Annotated in this window: 13 protein-coding genes; all 13 read left to right on the forward strand. The window is 64.5% G+C overall.

The features are described from left to right. The first annotated feature begins 157 nt into the window (after positions 1–157). The 13 genes from V1290_RS28315 to ftsZ all read left to right on the forward strand — a co-directional run bounded on the left by V1290_RS28315 (position 158) and on the right by ftsZ (position 18122). The gene (locus V1290_RS28315; protein WP_334367421.1) at positions 158–1615 is read left to right on the forward strand and encodes a UDP-N-acetylmuramoyl-L-alanyl-D-glutamate--2,6-diaminopimelate ligase; all 1458 of its coding nucleotides are present in this window, start codon (positions 158–160) and stop codon (positions 1613–1615) included. After that, positions 1612–2994 carry a UDP-N-acetylmuramoyl-tripeptide--D-alanyl-D-alanine ligase gene (locus V1290_RS28320; protein ID WP_334367422.1) on the forward strand — a complete coding sequence of 461 codons (1383 nt, stop codon included), beginning with the start codon at positions 1612–1614 and terminating at the stop codon, positions 2992–2994. Before V1290_RS28315 ends, V1290_RS28320 begins: the two co-directional genes overlap by 4 nt. Before the next feature lie 183 nt (positions 2995–3177). After that, positions 3178–4284: a phospho-N-acetylmuramoyl-pentapeptide-transferase gene (gene mraY / locus V1290_RS28325; protein ID WP_057847013.1), complete on the forward strand. Its 1107-nt coding sequence runs from the start codon at positions 3178–3180 to the stop codon at positions 4282–4284. 4 nt (positions 4285–4288) lie between these two features. Beyond that, entirely contained in the window at positions 4289–5689 is a 1401-nt protein-coding gene (murD, locus tag V1290_RS28330) for a UDP-N-acetylmuramoyl-L-alanine--D-glutamate ligase (protein WP_334367423.1), read from the forward strand. 228 nt (positions 5690–5917) lie between these two features. Further along, positions 5918–7255: a DUF5107 domain-containing protein gene (locus tag V1290_RS28335; RefSeq protein ID WP_334367424.1), complete on the forward strand. Its 1338-nt coding sequence runs from the start codon at positions 5918–5920 to the stop codon at positions 7253–7255. Between the two features lie 222 nt (positions 7256–7477). Beyond that, on the forward strand, positions 7478–8629 hold the full coding sequence (ftsW, locus tag V1290_RS28340; RefSeq protein WP_334367425.1) for a putative lipid II flippase FtsW: 1152 nt from the start codon (positions 7478–7480) through the stop codon (positions 8627–8629). Between the two features lie 38 nt (positions 8630–8667). Continuing rightward, entirely contained in the window at positions 8668–9768 is a 1101-nt protein-coding gene (gene murG / locus V1290_RS28345) for an undecaprenyldiphospho-muramoylpentapeptide beta-N-acetylglucosaminyltransferase (protein WP_334367426.1), read from the forward strand. Positions 9769–9954: 186 nt separating this feature from the next. After that, the gene (gene murC, locus V1290_RS28350; RefSeq protein ID WP_334367427.1) at positions 9955–11358 is read left to right on the forward strand and encodes a UDP-N-acetylmuramate--L-alanine ligase; all 1404 of its coding nucleotides are present in this window, start codon (positions 9955–9957) and stop codon (positions 11356–11358) included. A 301-nt stretch (positions 11359–11659) separates the two neighbouring features. Further along, on the forward strand, positions 11660–12580 hold the full coding sequence (murB, locus tag V1290_RS28355) for a UDP-N-acetylmuramate dehydrogenase (protein ID WP_334367428.1): 921 nt from the start codon (positions 11660–11662) through the stop codon (positions 12578–12580). A 54-nt stretch (positions 12581–12634) separates the two neighbouring features. Next, positions 12635–13627 carry a D-alanine--D-alanine ligase family protein gene (locus V1290_RS28360; protein ID WP_334367429.1) on the forward strand — a complete coding sequence of 331 codons (993 nt, stop codon included), beginning with the start codon at positions 12635–12637 and terminating at the stop codon, positions 13625–13627. A gap of 310 nt (positions 13628–13937) precedes the next feature. Next, on the forward strand, positions 13938–14927 hold the full coding sequence (locus V1290_RS28370; RefSeq protein ID WP_334367430.1) for a cell division protein FtsQ/DivIB: 990 nt from the start codon (positions 13938–13940) through the stop codon (positions 14925–14927). Then, positions 14924–16243: a cell division protein FtsA gene (gene ftsA / locus V1290_RS28375; RefSeq protein ID WP_065749606.1), complete on the forward strand. Its 1320-nt coding sequence runs from the start codon at positions 14924–14926 to the stop codon at positions 16241–16243. The genes V1290_RS28370 and ftsA overlap by 4 nt, the downstream gene beginning before the upstream one ends. A gap of 88 nt (positions 16244–16331) precedes the next feature. Further along, the gene (gene ftsZ, locus V1290_RS28380; protein ID WP_334367431.1) at positions 16332–18122 is read left to right on the forward strand and encodes a cell division protein FtsZ; all 1791 of its coding nucleotides are present in this window, start codon (positions 16332–16334) and stop codon (positions 18120–18122) included. The last annotated feature ends 52 nt before the right edge of the window (positions 18123–18174 follow it).

Genomic DNA, 18174 nt, shown 5'->3' on the forward strand with positions numbered 1-18174 from the left:
GGAGGAGCATGATCCGGAAAAGTGGAGACCGGTTTTCCCTCGCGACAAACGCGAAGCGTTTGCGCGGAGATCATGCTCCCAAAATAGAGATAGATCATGATCCAAATCGGATCATGATCCACGCGCGCCAAACTGCGCCGGGCCGGACTGGAACAAGATGAAACTTCGCGACCTCTTCAGCGATGACGCTGCGATCGAGCCGCAGGCGGAAGCTGTCGATGTGAAAGGCCTTAGCGTCGACAGCCGCGCGGTGAAGCCCGGTGATCTGTTCTTCGCGCTCGCGGGGACCAAAACCGACGGCTCGCGCTTCATTTATTCCGCGGTCAAGGCGGGTGCGGTTGCGGTAGCCGGCGAGCGTGTCTCTTCGGACGCCCGCGTTCCCTTCGTCGTCACGCCGAACCCGCGCCGCGCGCTGGCGCTGGCGGCGGCGAGATTTTATCCGCGTCAGCCCGCGACCATCGCGGCGGTGACCGGGACCAGCGGCAAGACCTCGGTCGCGGCGTTCACGCGCCAGATCTGGGAACGGCTCGGGCACGCCTCCGCCAGCATCGGTACCATCGGTCTGGTGTCGCAAAAGCGCACGGTTTACGGCTCGCTGACGACGCCGGACCCGATTGCGCTGCACAGGCAACTCGACGAGATTGCGGGCGACGGCGTGACGCATCTGGCTTTCGAAGCCTCCTCGCACGGGCTCGACCAGTTCCGGCTCGATGGCGTGCGCATCGTCGCCGGCGGCTTCACCAATCTTTCGCGCGATCATATGGATTACCATCCGGATGAGGCGCACTACCTTGCGGCCAAGCTGCGACTGTTCCGCGATCTCATCGCGCCCGATGGCGCGGCCGTGATTTCGGCCGATCATGATTGTTCGCAGCAAGTGATCGAGGCGGCGCAGGCGCGGCGCTTGCGGATCATCGCCGTCGGCGGCAACGCAGATGGCGCGGGCGAAGGCATCCGCCTCGTTGGCGTCACCGTCGATGGATTCGCGCAAGATCTCGCGCTCGAACACCGCGGGCGCAACTACACCGTCAAACTGCCGCTGGTCGGCGAATTCCAGATCGAGAATGCACTGGTCGCCGCAGGACTCGCGATCGGCACCGGCAGCGAGCCGGCCGCGGTGTTCGAGGCGCTCGAGCATCTCGAAGGCGCCAAGGGCCGGCTGGAGCGGGTCGGCGAGCACAATGGCGCGCCGATCTTCGTCGATTACGCGCACAAGCCGGATGCGCTGGCCAAGGCGCTGCAGGCGCTGCGGCCTTACGCGAAGCGCAAGCTCGTCGTCATCTTCGGCGCAGGCGGCGACCGCGACGCCGGCAAGCGTCCCATCATGGGCGCGATCGCGGCCGATAACGCCGACCAGGTCATCGTTACCGACGACAATCCGCGTAGCGAAAATCCGGCTGCAATCCGCGCCGCCATTCTGGCGGCGGCGAAGGGCGCAACAGATATCGGCGATCGCGCGGAAGCGATCCGGGCAGGGATCGCGGCGCTACAGCCTGGCGACGCATTGCTGATCGCTGGCAAGGGGCACGAGACCGGCCAGATCGTCGGCGACAAGGTTTTGCCGTTCAGCGATCACGAGGCGGTGGCGGCCGCGCTCGCAGCGAGGGTGGAATGAGCGCGACGCCATTGTGGACGATTGCCGAGGTTGCGCGCGCGCTGGGGCTGTCAGGCGAGTACCCCGACACGCCGATTGATTTCGTCACGCAGGACAGCCGGCTGGTGAAGCCCGGAAGCCTGTTCGTGGCGTTGAGCGGCATCCCGAGCGGCGGCTTCATCTCCAGTTTTGCCAGCGCGCGCGACGGCTGGGAATTCGCCGACAAGGCCGAGGCGGCCGGCGCGGTGGCGATGATCGTCCCGCACGCCATCGACGGCGTCCGCGTTCCGCAGTTGATCGTCAAGGATACGCTGATCGATGGCCTGTGGGCGCTGGCGCGCGCCGCGCGGGCGCGCTTTGCCGGCCCGGTGATCGGGCTCACCGGCAGCGCGGGCAAGACCAGCACCAAGGAATTCCTCGCCGCCTATCCGAATGCCTACGCGAGCCCGAGCAGCTTCAACAATTTTTGGGGCGTGCCGCTGACGCTGTGCAATGCCAGCCCGCGAGCGAGCGTGTGGGTGGTCGAGATGGGCATGAACCAGACCGGCGAGATCGCGCGGTTGAGCGAGCTGACAAAACCAACGGTCGCGCTGGTGGTGAACGTGCAGCCCGTGCATCTGGAAAAGCTCGGCAGCCTGGAGGCGATCCGGCGCGAGAAGGTGAGCATCGCGCAGGGCCTGCCGAAAGATGGCGTGCTGGTGTTGCCTGACGATGTCGTGGCTCAGGAATGGAACGGCAAGGTCGTTCGCTTCGGCGAAGGTTCGGATATTCACGCATTGAGGCATACGCCGGAAGGCGAGAGCTGGAATGTCGCCGCGCAGGTGAACGGCAGCCGGATCGAATTCGGCCTGACGCCCGGTGCGCCGCATCGTCTGCAGAACGCGTTGGCCGCGCTGGCGTCGATCCATGCCGCGGGGCTCAATCCGGCGGCGCTGGCGAAGGAACTCGGCAATGTCGGCATCATGACCGGCCGTGGCGTGGAGCAGACGGCCCACGGCGTGACCGTGATCGACGACAGTTTCAACGGCAACCCGGCCAGCATGGTGGCCGCGCTCGGCAGCCTGAGGGCGCGGCCGGTGAAATCAGGCCGGCGTATTGCCATTCTCGGCGACATGCTGGAATTGGGCGCCGACGCGCCGGCCTATCACGAGAAACTCGCGAAAGACCTGACGGGAATCGACGGCATCTACTGCGTCGGTCCGTTGATGCGCCATCTATACGACCTCGTACCGGCAGGACGGACGCTCGGCTGGCACGAAGACCCGACGACGCTCGATCCCCAACAAATCGCCGCATTGCTGCGGGACGGCGACGTGGTGGTGGTCAAGGGCAGCAAAAAAATGTTCTGGGTGAACAAGTTTGTGCCCAGGCTGCTGGCCGCCTTGCAGGCAAAGGCGTAAGCTGGTCGCACCCGGCGGCCCGTTGCTTCCGCGAGAGGCGATTCGTCAATACCCCATGCATGACCAAGATTTGCTTGGTTTGAGGATGAAAACGATTATCAAGGCGTTCCCGGAACGAACGCGTTCCCGGAGCGCTTGCCGCCAAAGGCGGCGCAACCAAGCCGCGTGATAGGGCCTACCTGAATGTTTTACTGGCTGATCGAGCTTTCCAATACTGTTCCCGGTTTTGGCATCTTCCGCGGCTTCTTCAACGTGTTTCGCTACATCACCTTCCGCACCGGCGGGGCGATGGTGACGGGCGCGCTGTTCGTGTTCCTGTTCGGGCCCTGGATCATCGATCACTTGCGGCTCAGGCAGGGCAAGGGCCAACCGATCCGCACCGACGGCCCGCAGTCGCATCTGATCTCCAAGAAGGGCACGCCGACGATGGGCGGGCTGATGATCCTGTCAGGCCTCGTGGTGGCGACGCTGTTGTGGGCCAATCCGCTCAACCCCTATGTCTGGATCGTGCTCGCGGTGACGCTCGGCTTCGGCTTCGTCGGATTTTACGACGACTATCTGAAGGTGACCAAACAGAGCCACAGCGGCTTTGCCGGCAAGCTGCGGCTTTTGATCGAAGCGGTGATCGCGCTCGCGGCCTGCTACGCGCTGGTGCGGCTCGGCCGCGATGCGACGTCGACCTCGCTCGCGGTACCCTTCCTGAAGGACGTCGTGATCAATTTCGGCTGGTTCTTCGTGATCTTCGGCGCCTTCGTCATCGTCGGCGCCGGCAACGCGGTGAACCTGACCGACGGTCTCGACGGGCTTGCGATCGTGCCCGTCATGATCGCCGCCGCCAGTTTCGGTATGATCTCGTATCTGACCGGCAACGCGGTGTTCTCCGACTATCTGCAGATCCGCTACGTCGCCGGGACCGGTGAGCTCGCGGTGCTGTGCGGCGCGGTGCTTGGCGCCGGCCTCGGCTTCCTATGGTTCAACGCACCGCCGGCCTCGATCTTCATGGGCGATACCGGCTCGCTCGCGCTCGGTGGCATGCTCGGCGCCACTGCGGTCGCGGTGAAGCACGAGATCGTGCTCGCCGTGATCGGTGGCTTGTTCGTGCTGGAAGCCGTCTCCGTGATCGTGCAGGTGGCCTCGTTCAAGCTGACCGGAAAACGCGTGTTCCGGATGGCGCCGCTGCATCACCATTTCGAGCAGAAGGGCTGGACCGAGCCGCAGATCGTGATCCGGTTCTGGATCATCTCGGTGATGCTGGCGCTGGCCGGCCTCTCCACGCTGAAGCTGCGGTGATCGCTTGATTCCCATCACATCCTTTGCCGGCAAAACGGTCGCCGTGTTCGGCCTCGGCGGTTCGGGCCTGGCGAGCTGCCACGCGCTGAAGGCCGGCGGCGCGGAAGTGATTGCGGGCGATGACAGCGCCGACAATGTCGCCAAGGCGGCGCAGGCCGGTTTCACCACGGCCGATCTGCGCACCGTATCGTGGTCGAATTTCTCGGCCCTGGTCCTCACCCCCGGCGCGCCGCTGACGCATCCGGCGCCGCATTGGTCCGTGCTGATGGCGCGGCAGGCTGGCATTGAGGTGATCGGCGACATCGAACTGTTTTGCCGGGAGCGCCGCCGTCACGCGCCAGAGGCGCCCTTCGTCGCCATCACCGGCACCAATGGCAAGTCCACCACGACGGCCCTGATCGCGCATCTGATGAAGGTCGCCGGCTACGACACCCAGATGGGCGGCAATATCGGCACCGCGATCCTCTCGCTGGAGCCGCCGCGGATGGGACGCGTGCACGTCGTCGAGATGTCGTCTTATCAGATCGACCTCGCGCCCTCGCTCGATCCCTCCGTCGGCATTCTGCTCAATGTCAGCGAAGACCATATCGATCGCCACGGCACGCTCGAAAATTACGCCGCCGTGAAGGCGCGGCTGGTTGCCGGCGTGCAGCCGCAGGGCACCTCCATCGTCGGCGTCGACGACATTTGGTGCCGCAACATTGCCGACCGTCTAGATCAGGCGGGAAAGCGCGTGGTGCGGATCTCCGTGAAGAATCCCTTGCCCGACGGCGTCTATGTCGAGCGCGAAACCATCGTGCAGGTCTCCGGCGGCGCGCGCAACGAGATCGCAAGGCTGGGCGGCATCGGTTCGCTACGCGGCCTGCACAACGCGCAGAATGCGGCATGCGCTTCGGCCTGCGCGCTCGCGATGGGCATCTCCATCGATACCCTGCAAAACGGTCTGCGCAGCTTTCCGGGGCTGGCGCACCGCATGGAGCAGGTCGGCCGCCGTGGCAACGTGCTGTTCGTCAACGACTCCAAGGGCACCAATGCCGACGCCGCCGCGCATGCGCTATCGTCCTTCGCCGACATCTTCTGGATCGCCGGCGGCAAGCCGAAGCAGGGCGGCATCACCGGGTTGACCGAATACTTTCCGCGCATCCGAAAAGCCTATCTGATCGGCGAAGCCGCGCAGGAGTTTGCGGGCACGCTGGGCGAGCGGGTGCCGCACGAGATTTCGGAGACGCTCGATGTGGCAGTGGCCAACGCCGCACGCGACGCCGAAGCGTCCGGGCTCGTCGATCCCGTGGTGCTGTTGTCACCGGCCTGCGCCTCGTTCGACCAGTACCGCAATTTCGAAATCCGCGGCGCCAAGTTTCGCGATCTGGTGACGGCGATGCCTGGCGTGCAGCCGGTGGTGTGATAATGCGGATCCGTAGGATGGGTAGAGTGTAGCGAAACCCATCGCTGCGGCACTGGATTGATGGGTTTCGCTTCGCTCTACCCATCCTACATCCTGCTTATTTCGAGGGCGTCGCAAATGGCAATTCATGCTCCCTCACGCAACCATATTCGTTTCGCGTTTGCGGTGCTCGCGGCGACTCTAGCGTCTCTTGAGGTCGTAGATGCGGATTCGCCGGGTTCCGACGCAGTGTCTTTAAGCGAGTCGTCGATTACGTGGAGCACGGTCAAATACGCGACCTCTGCGGAGAGCGGATTCGTCAGCGGGTCGCTCGACAAGAAAACCATCGTCGATCGCACGTTCAAGACCTACGTGCTCGAGAATCGTTATCTGAAGGTAACGCTGTTGCCTGAATTTGGCGGACGGATTCTTTCGATCATCTACAAGCCGACCGGCCATGAACAACTTTATCGCACCGAAGTAGGCGTGCCTTACGGGATGAAGGCCGGCAACTTCTATTACGACTGGCTGATGGTGTATGGCGGCATCTTCCCCACATTTCCCGATCCCGAGCACGGCAAGACGTGGCTGAAGCCGTGGCAGTTCAAGGTCGTGAAGGAGAGTGCCGGCGAAGTGACGGTATCGATGTCGTTCAAGGATGACTTTGCCTATTCGGCGGCACCGACGCAATTCCTCAAGGAGGCGACGGGTATCGAAGCGACTTACTACGTCACGCTGAAAGCGGACCGCGCCGCGCTTGACGCGCGCGTGGTGCTGAAAAATCCGCAACGCCAGGCGATCGATTACGAGTACTGGACGTGCACGACGCTCGCGCCGGGATCGGACCCGAAGAATCCCAAGACGACCGGCGGCGCAGAAATCATCGCGCCGATCCAGGCCTACAGCACGCCGGCCTGGTCGGCCAATCTGTCTGAAGGTGATGAGAGCTTTGGTCCAGGCAAGAGCCGTTTCGAAAAACTGCGCTACTTCAAGAACTGGCCGACAATGGGCATCGCGTACGCGGCGCCCGATATGCAGGGTGGAAACTTCTGGGGTGTGATCAATCACGACAACGAGGAGGGGATCATCCGCATCGCCGACAATACGGTCACGCGGGGACTGAAGATGTGGACGTGGGGATTTCCGTCGTTCACGAAGGAAGCCGACGCGCGCAAGGACCCGAGCGAAGCGCGGCCTTACGTCGAATTATGGGCCGGTGTGTCGGACCAGTTTTTCCACCGCGCCAAGCTTCCCGCGCAGGGCGAAATGTCTGTTACGGAGACCTACAGCCCGATCGTCGGCATGAGCAACGTCACACACGCGAACGAGAATATCCTGATCAATTTCTCGGCCGCGGCTTCTGAAGTGAATCTTCAGTTCTTTAGCATCGAGCCGGCCACGCCGTTGCGCATAACGTTGAAGCGCGGCGATGCGATGTTGTTCAACGACGCCGTGACAGCCGACCCGAACAACGGAAATCGCATTTCCGCGCCGCTTCCTGCCGGCAGCAGCGGCGATCAGGTGCGGCTGACGATCACGACCACAGACGGGCGAGAACTGATCGCCGCCGAGACGAGGACAAGGTGAAACCTTGCCGGCCGCAATCGTGTCCCGGACGCGTTGCGGCATGTAATGCCGCTACGCAGAGCCGGGACCCACAACGCTTGGCCCCGGCCTGGCAGCGCACCGCTTTGCGCTGCGCTGCATCCGGGGCACGAGATCCCGCTCAAATCATCTGCAATTCATTAACCCCCCATAAACCATCCTGCGCCACCAATGGGCGTTACCTCTGCCATTTTGGGGACGCCCATGCTCGCCCGTGACCAACGCACCCCGTTTTCGGACTGGTGGTGGACCGTGGATAAGCTGCTGCTTGGCGCGATCTTGGCGCTGATGTTGGGCGGCGTCATCCTGTCGCTGGCGGCGAGTCCGCCGGTGGCGACGCGGATCGGGCTTGATCCGTTCCACTTCTTCAGCCGGCACATGCTGTTCCTGCTGCCGTCCCTCCTGGTGCTGATTGGGGTATCGTTCCTGTCGCCCAGGCAGGTCCGCCGTCTTGCGCTATTGGTGTTCGTGGTGAGCGTTCTCTTGATCGTCGCGACGCTCGTCTTCGGTGCGGAGGTGAAGGGATCGCGGCGCTGGATCACGCTGCTCGGCGTCAACATCCAGGCTTCCGAATCCGCCAAGCCTGCCTTCGTCGTTATGGCGGCTTGGCTATTTGCGGAATCGACCAAGCGGCCGGAAATGCCGGCGACCTCGATGGCGATGGTGCTGCTGCTGACGCTGGTGTCGCTGTTGGTGATGGAGCCGGATTTCGGCCAGACCATGCTGATTCTGATGGTGTGGGGCGCGCTGTTCTTCATCGCAGGCATGCGGATGATCTGGGTGGCCGGCCTAGCTGGCGTCGCGATGGCCGGGTTGTTCAGCGCCTATCTGTTGGTTCCGCACGTCGCGGGCCGCATCAGGCGCTTCCTGAATCCGGCCTCCGGCGACACCTTCCAGGTCGACATGGCAATGGAAGCTTTCTGGAACGGCGGCTGGTTCGGGCTCGGCCCCGGCGAAGGCATCGCCAAGCGCAGCCTGCCGGACAGCCATACCGATTTCGTGTTCGCGGTGGCGGCGGAAGAATTCGGCATCATCCTGTGCCTGGCGCTGGTTGGGCTGTTCGCCTTCGTCGTAATCCGCACGTTGACGCGCGCCTATGCCAGCGAGGACATGTTCTCGCGCTTTGCGGCATCGGGACTTGCGATCCTGTTCGGCATGCAGGCTGCCATCAACATGGCGGTCAATCTGCAACTGATCCCCGCCAAGGGCATGACGTTGCCCTTCATCTCCTATGGCGGTTCGTCGATCATTTCACTGGCCTATGGCGTCGGCATGATGCTGGCGCTGACGCGGCAGCGCCCGCGCACCGAAGTGGAATCGATGAACGCGGCCGGCGTGGCGCGCGGCTACGCCTGAGGGCGTGACTAGCGCCGCGGCGTCGGCTATTTGAAGCCATGGACAACACGCCCCTCATTCTGCTGGCTGCCGGCGGCACCGGCGGCCATTTGTTTCCCGCTGAAGCGCTCGGGGTTGAGCTCATCAAGCGGGGCTTGCGCGTGCGGCTTGCGACCGATGCCCGCGCGTTGCGCTATAGCGGGCTCTTTACCCGCGACAATATCGACGTGGTGCCGAGCGAGACCGTGCGCGGCCGTAATCCGTTGTCGCTGGCGCGCACCATTATCATGCTCGGCTATGGAACGGGCGTAGCGCTCAACCTGGTGCGGCGGCTGAAGCCCGCGGCCGTGGTCGGCTTCGGTGGCTATCCGACGCTGCCGCCCTTGATCGCGGCACGGCTGCTCGGCGTGCCCGGCATCATTCATGATGCCAACGCCGTGCTCGGCCGCGCCAACCGTTTTCTCTCCAGGCGCGTCAATGCGATCGCGACCTCGCTGCCCGGCGTGCTCGATCGTGATCCCTCGCTCGCGGGAAAGACCACGACGGTCGGCACGCCGATGCGCCCGGCGATCCTTGCCGCCGCCGCGCAGCCGTTTGCGTCTCCGGAACCGAACGGGCCGCTGCGCTTGCTGGTGGTCGGCGGCAGCCAGGGCGCGCGGGTGATGAGCGACATCGTGCCGGGCGCGATCGAACGGCTCGAACCGGTGCTGTGGAGCCGCATCGCCCTGACGCAGCAGGTGCGCGAGGAAGACATGGCGCGGGTGCGGGCGATCTACGACCGGCTCAAGATCAAGGCCGAACTTGCGCCGTTCTTTACCGATCTGCCGGCGCGGCTGGCGTCCAGCCATCTCGTGGTCTCGCGCTCCGGCGCCGGCACCGTGGCGGAACTCGCCGCGATCGGCCGGCCCTCGATTTTGGTGCCATTGCCCGGGGCGATCGACCAGGACCAGTTCGCCAATGCCGGCGTATTGGCGAAGGTGGACGGCGCTTTGCGGATTCCGCAAGGAGAATTCACCCCCGACCGGCTGGCCGCCGAAATCTCTGCCTTTGCCGCCGAGCCCGCCCGGCTGGCCGCGATGGCCGCCGCTGCCCGCCAGGTCGGCCGGCTCGATGCCGCGGAACGGCTGGCCGATCTGGTCATGAAAACGGCCGGAATTTGACGTCCACGATGGCCCAAAAAGCGCTTGTCATGCCCCGCGAAAGCGGGGCATCCAGTATGCCGCGGCGCCTGATTTGAGCCTTGGCTCTGGAATACTGGCTCTTAGGAATACTGGCTTCGCGGAATACTGGATCGCCCCTGTGCGCAATTGCGCACATGGCGGGCGATGACGGCCAAGGACAAACCCATGAGACTGCCGCGCGAGATCGGACCCATTCACTTCGTCGGGATCGGCGGCATCGGCATGAGCGGCATCGCCGAAGTGCTCGTCAATCTCGGCTACATCGTGCAGGGCTCGGACGCTTCCGAAAGCGGCAATGTCGCGCGGCTGCGGGAGAAGGGCGTCAAGGTCTCGGTCGGCCACAAGGCCGAGAATGTCGACGGCGCCGACGTGGTCGTGGTCTCGACCGCGATCAAGCGCGACAATCCCGAACTGATGGCGGCTCGCGCGCAGCGCATCCCGGTGGTGCGTCGCGCCGAAATGCTGGCCGAACTGATGCGGCTGAAAAGCTGCGTCGCGATTGCCGGCACCCATGGCAAGACCACGACGACATCGATGGTCGCGGCGCTGCTCGATGGCGGCAATCTCGACCCGACCGTCATCAATGGCGGCATCATCAACGCCTATGGCACCAATGCGCGGCTGGGAGCGGGCGACTGGATGGTGGTGGAAGCCGACGAGAGCGACGGCACGTTTTTGAAACTGCCGACCGACGTGGCCATCGTCACCAATGTCGATCCTGAGCATCTCGATCATTTCAAGACCTTCGAGGCGATCCAGGACGCGTTCCGCAATTTCGTCGAGAACGTGCCGTTCTACGGCTTTGCGGTGATGTGCATCGATCACGCGGTGGTGCAGAGCATCGTCGGCCGGATCGAGGATCGCCGCATCATCACCTACGGCGAAAACCCGCAGGCCGATGCGCGGCTGATGGACCTGACGCCGATCGCCGGCGGATCGAAGTTCAAGGTTGCGATCCGCAACCGCAAGACGGAGGCCACGCACGAGATAACGGACATAGCGTTGCCGATGCCGGGCCGGCACAATGCGTCGAATGCGACCGCGGCGATTGCGGTGGCGCACGAACTCGGCATCTCCGACGAAGCGATCCGCAAGGCAATCGCGGCATTCGGCGGCGTCAAGCGGCGCTTCACCCGCACCGGCGAGTGGAACGGCGTCACCGTGATCGACGACTATGGCCATCACCCCGTCGAGATCGCTGCAGTGTTGAAGGCTGCGCGTGACTCCTATAGCGGCAAGATCATCGCCGTGGTGCAGCCACACCGCTTCACCCGCCTGCAGTCGCTGTTCGAGGAGTTCTGCACCTGCTTCAACGACGCCGATGCGGTCATCGTCGCCGAGGTCTATCCGGCAGGTGAGGCGCCGATCGAAGGCATCGACCGCGACCACTTTGTGCTCGGCCTGCGCGCGCATGGCCACCGTGAAGTGGTCCCGCTGCCGAGTTCGACGGAACTCGCAAAAGTCGTCCGCGGCATCGCCAACCCCGGCGACCTCGTGGTCTGCTTAGGGGCCGGCAACATCACGCAATGGGCCTACGCACTGCCGGGCGAATTGAAGGCGTTGGGGTGATGATGATTACTGTCGCTGCGGAGGTTGAAGGGGCGCGTAGCTACGAGGGCCGGCGTGTGCGGCTAACCCTCTCCCGCAAGGGGAGAGGGAACCCTACCGCTGGTGCGTCCCTGACTGAGCCAATCGATGTAGCTTTTCCTGCGTGTGAGGTGAGCACGCTGGTCAGGCTCCCTCCCCCCTTGCGGGGTCCGAGGCGAGCGAAGCTCGCTCTCGAGGTTGGGGAGAGGGGTAAGCCCCGGGCGTTGGTGCAAGCCGAAACGCGATACGCTCTCAAATCATGTTGCGAGACGGTTGGCGCGGCATGACCTTCCCCGACATCACGTCCGATCTGAAAGCCGCGATGCCGCAATTGCGCGGCCGGCTGTTGGCGAACCAGTCGCTCGCCGAGTTGACCTGGTTTCGCGTCGGCGGGCCGGCGCAGGTGTTGTTCACGCCGGCGGACGAAGACGATCTCGCGTATTTCTTAAAGCTGCTTCCGAAGGAGTTGCCGGTCTATGTGGTCGGCGTCGGCTCCAATTTGATCGTGCGCGACGGCGGTATGCCGGGCGTGGTGATCCGGCTGTCGCCGCGGGCGTTTGGCGAGACCAGGGCCGAGGGCGATATCGTGAGCGCGGGCACGGCTGCGCTCGACAAGCGCGTGGCGGAAACGGCGGCGGCGGCCGGCATCGGCGGCATGGAATTCTTCTTCGGCATTCCGGGCAGCATCGGCGGCGCGTTGCGGATGAATGCCGGCGCCAATGGAAGCGAGACCAAGGACGTGCTGGTCGAGGCGACCGGCATCGGCCGCGACGGCACGAAGCATGTCTTCTCCAATGCCGACATGAAGTTCGTCTATCGCAACAGTGGCGTCGATCCCTCAGTCATTTTCACCTCCGCGCGCTTTCGCGGGCAGATCACGGACGCCGAAACCATCCGCGCCCGGATGAACGAGGTGCAGACCCATCGCGAAACCGCGCAGCCGATTCGCGAAAAGACCGGTGGCTCCACCTTCAAGAATCCGCCCGGCAACAGCGCGTGGAAACTGATCGACGCCGCCGGCTGCCGCGGGCTTCGCGTCGGCGGGGCGCAGGTCTCGGAAATGCACTGCAATTTCCTCATCAACACCGGCAACGCCACCGGGCATGATATTGAAACGCTGGGCGAAACCGTGCGCGAGCGGGTTAAAGCGAATTCTGGAATCGAGCTGCACTGGGAAATCAAGCGGATCGGGATTTCCGCATAGATTGCGGGGTTCGATGCTTCGCATCGCCCCGGAATGACGGATAGGTAAAGGCTGATGCGAACGACCATTCTCTTTGGCGGCACCAATAAAGAGCGGCTGGTTTCGGTGGCGACCGCGCAGGCGCTGCACCGCGCGTTGCCGGAAGCCGATCTCTGGTTCTGGCATGTGGTAGACACCGTTCACGAGGTCAGTTCAAAGGCGCTGCTCGAGCATTCGCGTCCCTTCGAGGATGAATTCAAGCCGGGCAATCGCGGCATCGCGCTGGAAGCGGCGCTCGACAAGGCGAAGGCGGAAGAACGTGTGCTGGTGCTCGGGCTGCACGGCGGCCGTGCCGAGAACGGCGAACTGCAGGCGATGTGCGAAATGCGCGCCATTCCCTTCACCGGATCCGGCTCGGCGTCTTCGAACCTCGCTTTTGACAAGGTCGCAGCGAAACGGTTTGCGGCGATTGCCGGTGTCGCGGCTCCGGCCGGCGTAGCCCTGGAAAACCTTGACGCAGCGTTTGCCGAACATGGCAGGCTGATCGCAAAGCCGGCGCGCGACGGTTCGAGCTACGGCCTGATTTTCGTCAACGCCAAGCAGGACCTGGTCGCGGTCCGCAACGCCGCTAGAATCGAAGAATATCTGATCGAGCCCTTCATCGCGGGCGTCGAAGCAACTTGCGGCGTGCTGGAGCAGTCGGATGGTACGTTGATGTCGCTGCCGCCGATCGAGATTGTCCCGGGGGAGGGCACCTTCGACTACACGGCCAAGTATCTGCTCAAATCGACTCAGGAGATCTGCCCGGGGCGCTTTTCTCCTGACATCACTGCGCAACTGCAGGATCAGGCGCTGCGGGCGCACAAAGCGCTCTCCTGCAGCGGCTATTCCCGGACCGATTTCATCGTCTCGGCGAACGGGCCGGTTTACCTCGAAACCAATACCTTGCCGGGGCTGACTGCGGCCTCGCTCTACCCGAAGGCGCTCAAGGCCCAGGGGATCGAGTTTCCGGATTTCCTGCGTGACCAGATCGCCTTGGCCGAACGACGCAGCCGGGGGCGGGCGTGACCGGCCGGACGGCCCGTTAACAGCCCGTTAACCCGGAACTAACCTCGCCACGAGAAATGTTGCTAAAATCCTAAGAATTGTCCGGCAAACCACTCAAAAGACGGGTCAAAGCGCATCACCAGCCCCCCGTTTTTACACTTTGTTTACCAGGAAGAACGAAGGTTAACGCTGGCGGCGCATGTGGCGCTTGGCTGCCGGGGTGCGCTGTTCCGACTTCAGGTCAGCACTTAAGTCCGGCACAGCCGAGACGTCATCTGGGCCAGGACCCGTAAAAAAGCTTGCGGGAACAACACTTGGACAGGCTCGTGCAATGGATGGTGCAGGACGCCTCACGCGGTCGGTGAGATCGGTGGGGCCCCAGGCTGACCTGAAAGCAGCCGCTATTGGAGCGGTCGTGCTGCTACGTGAGCGGCTGGGCCGTCGCGCCCGCGTCCCGGCGAAGCCCACGATCGATCGCGAGCGGCCGAATCGCCTGGTCCGTCTAGTTGAGCGTTATCTGCCGAATCGTCTCGGCGTTACCCTGACCGTGCTGATGCTGCTCGGCAGCGCCGGTCTTGGGATCGTCAAGGGCGGTCATGTTGACGAATTCATGGTTGCGCTCGGCGATACCCGCAACGCGCTGGCCAATTCAGCCGGGTTCCGCATCACTGAGGTTGCCATCAACGGCCGCAAGCAGTTGAGCCAGGACGAAGTGCTCGCAATCGGCGGCGTCAATGGCCGCTCCTCGCTGCTGTTCCTCGATGCCGCCACCCTGCGCGACAAGCTCAAGGCGAATCCGTGGATCGCGGACGCGACCATCCTGAAGCTTTATCCCGGCCAGTTGCAGATCGACATCGTCGAGCGCACGGCGTTCGCGCTGTGGCAGCAGGACGGCCGGCTGTCCGTGATCTCCGAGGACGGCGCGGTGCTGGAGCCCTATGTGTCGCGCCGCTTCGTGACGCTGCCGCTGGTGGTGGGCAAGGGCGCCGATGTCAGGGCCCGTGATTTCCTCGCGCTGCTCGACCGCTATCCGCAGGTCCGCTCGGTGACCAAGGCTGCAATCCTGGTCGGCGAGCGGCGCTGGAATTTGCGGCTGAAGGACGGCCTCGACATTCGCCTGCCGGAGAACGACGTCGGCAACGCGCTTGCCATGTTGAGCAAGCTCGACAAGGAGGACAGGCTGTTCTCGCGCGACATCGTCGCAGTCGACATGCGCCTGCCGGACCGGCTGACGGTGCAATTGTCGGAAGACGCGGCCAAGGCCCGCGAAGAACTGTTCAAGGACAAGAAGACCAAGAAGAAGGCCGGTGATTCAGCATGACCGGCCTCGATCGCAACCAGACCCCGAAGACACGTCCCGTCGACCACAAGCGGACGGCGCTGGTGGCTTCGCTCGATGTCGGCACCAGCAAGATCGCCTGCATGATCGCGCGGCTGAAGCCGTCGCCGCCGAGCGACGCGCTGCGCGGCCGTACCCATGCGGTGGAACTGATCGGCTACAGCCAGATCCAGTCGCGCGGCGTCAAGGCGGGCGCCGTGGTCGATCTCGCCGAATGCGAGCAGGCGGTGCGGCAGGCGGTGGCGCTGGCCGAGCGCATGGCCAAGGTCCGCGTTGAATCAATATTGCTGTCGGTTTCCGGCGGCCGGCTGCAGGGGCAGCTTGTCGAGGCGGCCGCTGACATCAGAGGCGGCGCGGTTACCGCTGATGACGTCACCCGGGTGACCTCCACCGGCATGCGCCATGCCACCGGCGAGGGCCGCACGGTGCTGCATGCGCTCCCCGTCGGCTACGCGCTGGACGGCGTCAAGGGCATCCGCGACCCCCGCGGCATGGTTGCGCGGCAGTTCGGCGTCGACATGCAAGTCGTTACGGCGGACGCCACCGTCGCCCGCAACCTGATGCTGGTGGTCGAGCGCTGCCACCTCAATGTCGAGGCCATGGCGGCGAGTCCTTATGTCGCAGGCCTGTCCGTGTTGACCGACGACGAGGCCGATCTCGGCGCCGCCGTGGTCGAAATGGGGGCCGGATCGACCACGATTGCGACCTATTCCGGCGGCCGCTTCGTGCACGCGAGCGGATTTGCGCTCGGCGGGCAGCACGTGACAATGGATCTTGCACGCGGCGTCGGCGCATGCATTGCGGATGCCGAGCGAATCAAGACGTTATATGGCACCGTGCTGACCGGCGGGTCCGACGCGCGCGAGCTGATGTCTGTACCGACTGCGGGCGAGGAACACGATGCGCCGCAGATCGTCTCGCGCGCCACGATTGCCAACATCGTCCGGCATCGCGCGGAGGAGATTTTTGAAATGGTCCGGGACCGGCTCGCGGATTCCCCCTTTGCGGCAGAGCCGAGGGCGCGGGTTGTGTTGAGTGGCGGGGCTTCTCAGCTTACCGGCACCGTCGAACTCGCCACGCGCATTCTCAACCGGCCGGTCCGGATCGGCCGCCCGCTCGGTTTCGGCCGGCTGCCCAACGAGGCCAAGAGCGCCTCGTTCGCGGTTCCCACCGGCCTCCTGGTCTATCCGCAATACGCTCATCTTGAACACGTCGAACCGCGGCATACGCGGCAGCTCAAGACAGGGACAGACGGCTATTTTGGCAAGGTCGGACGATGGCTTCGCGAGGGCTTCTGATGACCGGTCCTGTGACCAAACGATTTTCACCAAATCCCGCGGCCGCCGGCCGGGGCGAACCAACGCGCGCGTCGTAAGAGAGGCAACCATGGCACTCAATCTGACCCCCCCTGACATCAGTGAGCTGAAACCGCGGATTACCGTCTTCGGCGTCGGTGGAGCAGGCGGCAATGCCGTCAACAACATGATCACTGCCGGGTTGCAGGGGGTCGATTTCGTCGTCGCCAACACCGACGCGCAGGCGCTGACCATGTCGAAGGCCCAGCGCATCGTGCAGATGGGCACCCAGGTGACGCAGGGCCTCGGTGCGGGGTCCCAGCCTGATGTCGGCGCGGCGGCGGCGCAGGAAGTGATCGACGAGCTGCGCGACCATCTCTCGGGCGCCAACATGGTGTTCGTCACCGCCGGCATGGGCGGCGGCACCGGCACCGGCGCCGCTCCGGTGATTGCCAAGACCGCGCGCGACATGGGCATCCTCACGGTCGGCGTCGTCACCAAGCCGTTCCACTTCGAAGGCCAGCGCCGCATGCGCACCGCCGAGTCCGGCATCGCCGAGCTGCACAAGGTGGTCGATACGCTGCTGATCATCCCGAACCAGAACCTGTTCCGGGTCGCCAACGAAAAGACCACCTTCGCCGACGCCTTCGCGATGGCCGACCAGGTGCTCTATTCGGGCGTCGCCTGCATCACTGATCTCATGGTGAAGGAAGGCCTGATCAATCTCGACTTCGCCGACGTAAGGGCGGTGATGAGGGAAATGGGCAAGGCGATGATGGGCACCGGCGAGGCGACCGGCGAGAAGCGCGCGCTGACCGCGGCCGAAGCCGCGATCGCCAACCCGCTGATCGATGATTCCTCGATGAAGGGGGCGCGCGGCCTGTTGATCTCGATCACCGGCGGCAAGGACCTCACTTTGTTCGAAGTCGACGAAGCCGCGACGCGGATTCGCGAGGAAGTCGACCAGGACGCCAACATCATCGTCGGCGCCACCTTCGACGAATCGCTCGACGGCATCATCCGCGTCTCCGTAGTCGCCACCGGCATCGACCAGTCGCAGATTGCGCGCAACGCGGGCACCGCCGTCGCTGCCACCACCACCGCAACCACCGCCTCTGCCACGCCGTCTTCGCCGGACAACCGGCTGGCCGAACTGACCGCTCGCCTGCGCGCCGACAATGCGCGCCTGGCCGAACGCGCCCAGAAGCTCGAGCCGGCGGCTGCGCCGCACGCGGTTGCTCCGGCACCTGCCGCTACGCCGGCGCAGCGCGGCAACGTCGAGCGCGCGGCGCTTGCCGCGATCGCTGCGGCGGTTGAGACGCCGCAACAGGCCCCGATCCAGCCAGCCTCCTATGGCGACGTCACGGTTCGCCCGATCGCGCAAAAGCCGACGCTGTTCCCGGATCACAAGGAGGCCGCCCGCGTCGAGCCGGAGGCGCCGGCGCCCGAAACCTTCATCCCGCAGGCGGCCGAACGTCCGCCGGCCCGCACGCCGCGGATGCCGAAGTTCGAGGACCTCCCGATGCCCGCCCAAGCCGAGATACGGCACGCCCGCGGCGAGCCTGAGGAGGAGCATCCGCAGAAGACGCGGCTGTCGCTGTTGCAGCGGCTCGCCAATGTCGGCCTCGGCCGCCGCGACGAAGAGACCGAGCCGCCGATCGCGGCACGTGCCTCCGGCCCGTCGATGGCGCCGCTGCCCGAACGCAAGCCGCAGCGCACTGTCGCCCAGCAAACGGCGAATCACGAGCCGGTATCGGAGTATGCAAAGCGCTCGGCACCGCAGGGTCTGGATGTCCATGGCCGCCCAGCACCTGTTGCACCGGCGCCACAGGGTGACGACCATCTTGATATCCCGGCCTTCCTCCGACGCCAGGCCAACTGAGCTTTTGTTACAATCGAGGTGATCCAAGGGGCCCCGGCTGGAACAGTCGGGG

This window comes from Bradyrhizobium sp. AZCC 1578 (assembly GCF_036924675.1).
GTDB lineage: Bacteria > Pseudomonadota > Alphaproteobacteria > Rhizobiales > Xanthobacteraceae > Bradyrhizobium.

Coding starts and splice junctions, on each gene's coding strand:
- V1290_RS28370 (WP_334367430.1), top strand. CDS start 13,938: ATGGATGGTGCAGGACGCCTCACGCGGTCGGTGAGATCGGTGGGGCCC.
- murG (WP_334367426.1), top strand. CDS start 8,668: ATGGACAACACGCCCCTCATTCTGCTGGCTGCCGGCGGCACCGGCGGC.
- ftsA (WP_065749606.1), top strand. CDS start 14,924: ATGACCGGCCTCGATCGCAACCAGACCCCGAAGACACGTCCCGTCGAC.
- murB (WP_334367428.1), top strand. CDS start 11,660: ATGACCTTCCCCGACATCACGTCCGATCTGAAAGCCGCGATGCCGCAA.
- V1290_RS28315 (WP_334367421.1), top strand. CDS start 158: ATGAAACTTCGCGACCTCTTCAGCGATGACGCTGCGATCGAGCCGCAG.
- mraY (WP_057847013.1), top strand. CDS start 3,178: ATGTTTTACTGGCTGATCGAGCTTTCCAATACTGTTCCCGGTTTTGGC.
- murC (WP_334367427.1), top strand. CDS start 9,955: ATGAGACTGCCGCGCGAGATCGGACCCATTCACTTCGTCGGGATCGGC.
- V1290_RS28360 (WP_334367429.1), top strand. CDS start 12,635: ATGCGAACGACCATTCTCTTTGGCGGCACCAATAAAGAGCGGCTGGTT.
- ftsZ (WP_334367431.1), top strand. CDS start 16,332: ATGGCACTCAATCTGACCCCCCCTGACATCAGTGAGCTGAAACCGCGG.
- V1290_RS28320 (WP_334367422.1), top strand. CDS start 1,612: ATGAGCGCGACGCCATTGTGGACGATTGCCGAGGTTGCGCGCGCGCTG.
- ftsW (WP_334367425.1), top strand. CDS start 7,478: ATGCTCGCCCGTGACCAACGCACCCCGTTTTCGGACTGGTGGTGGACC.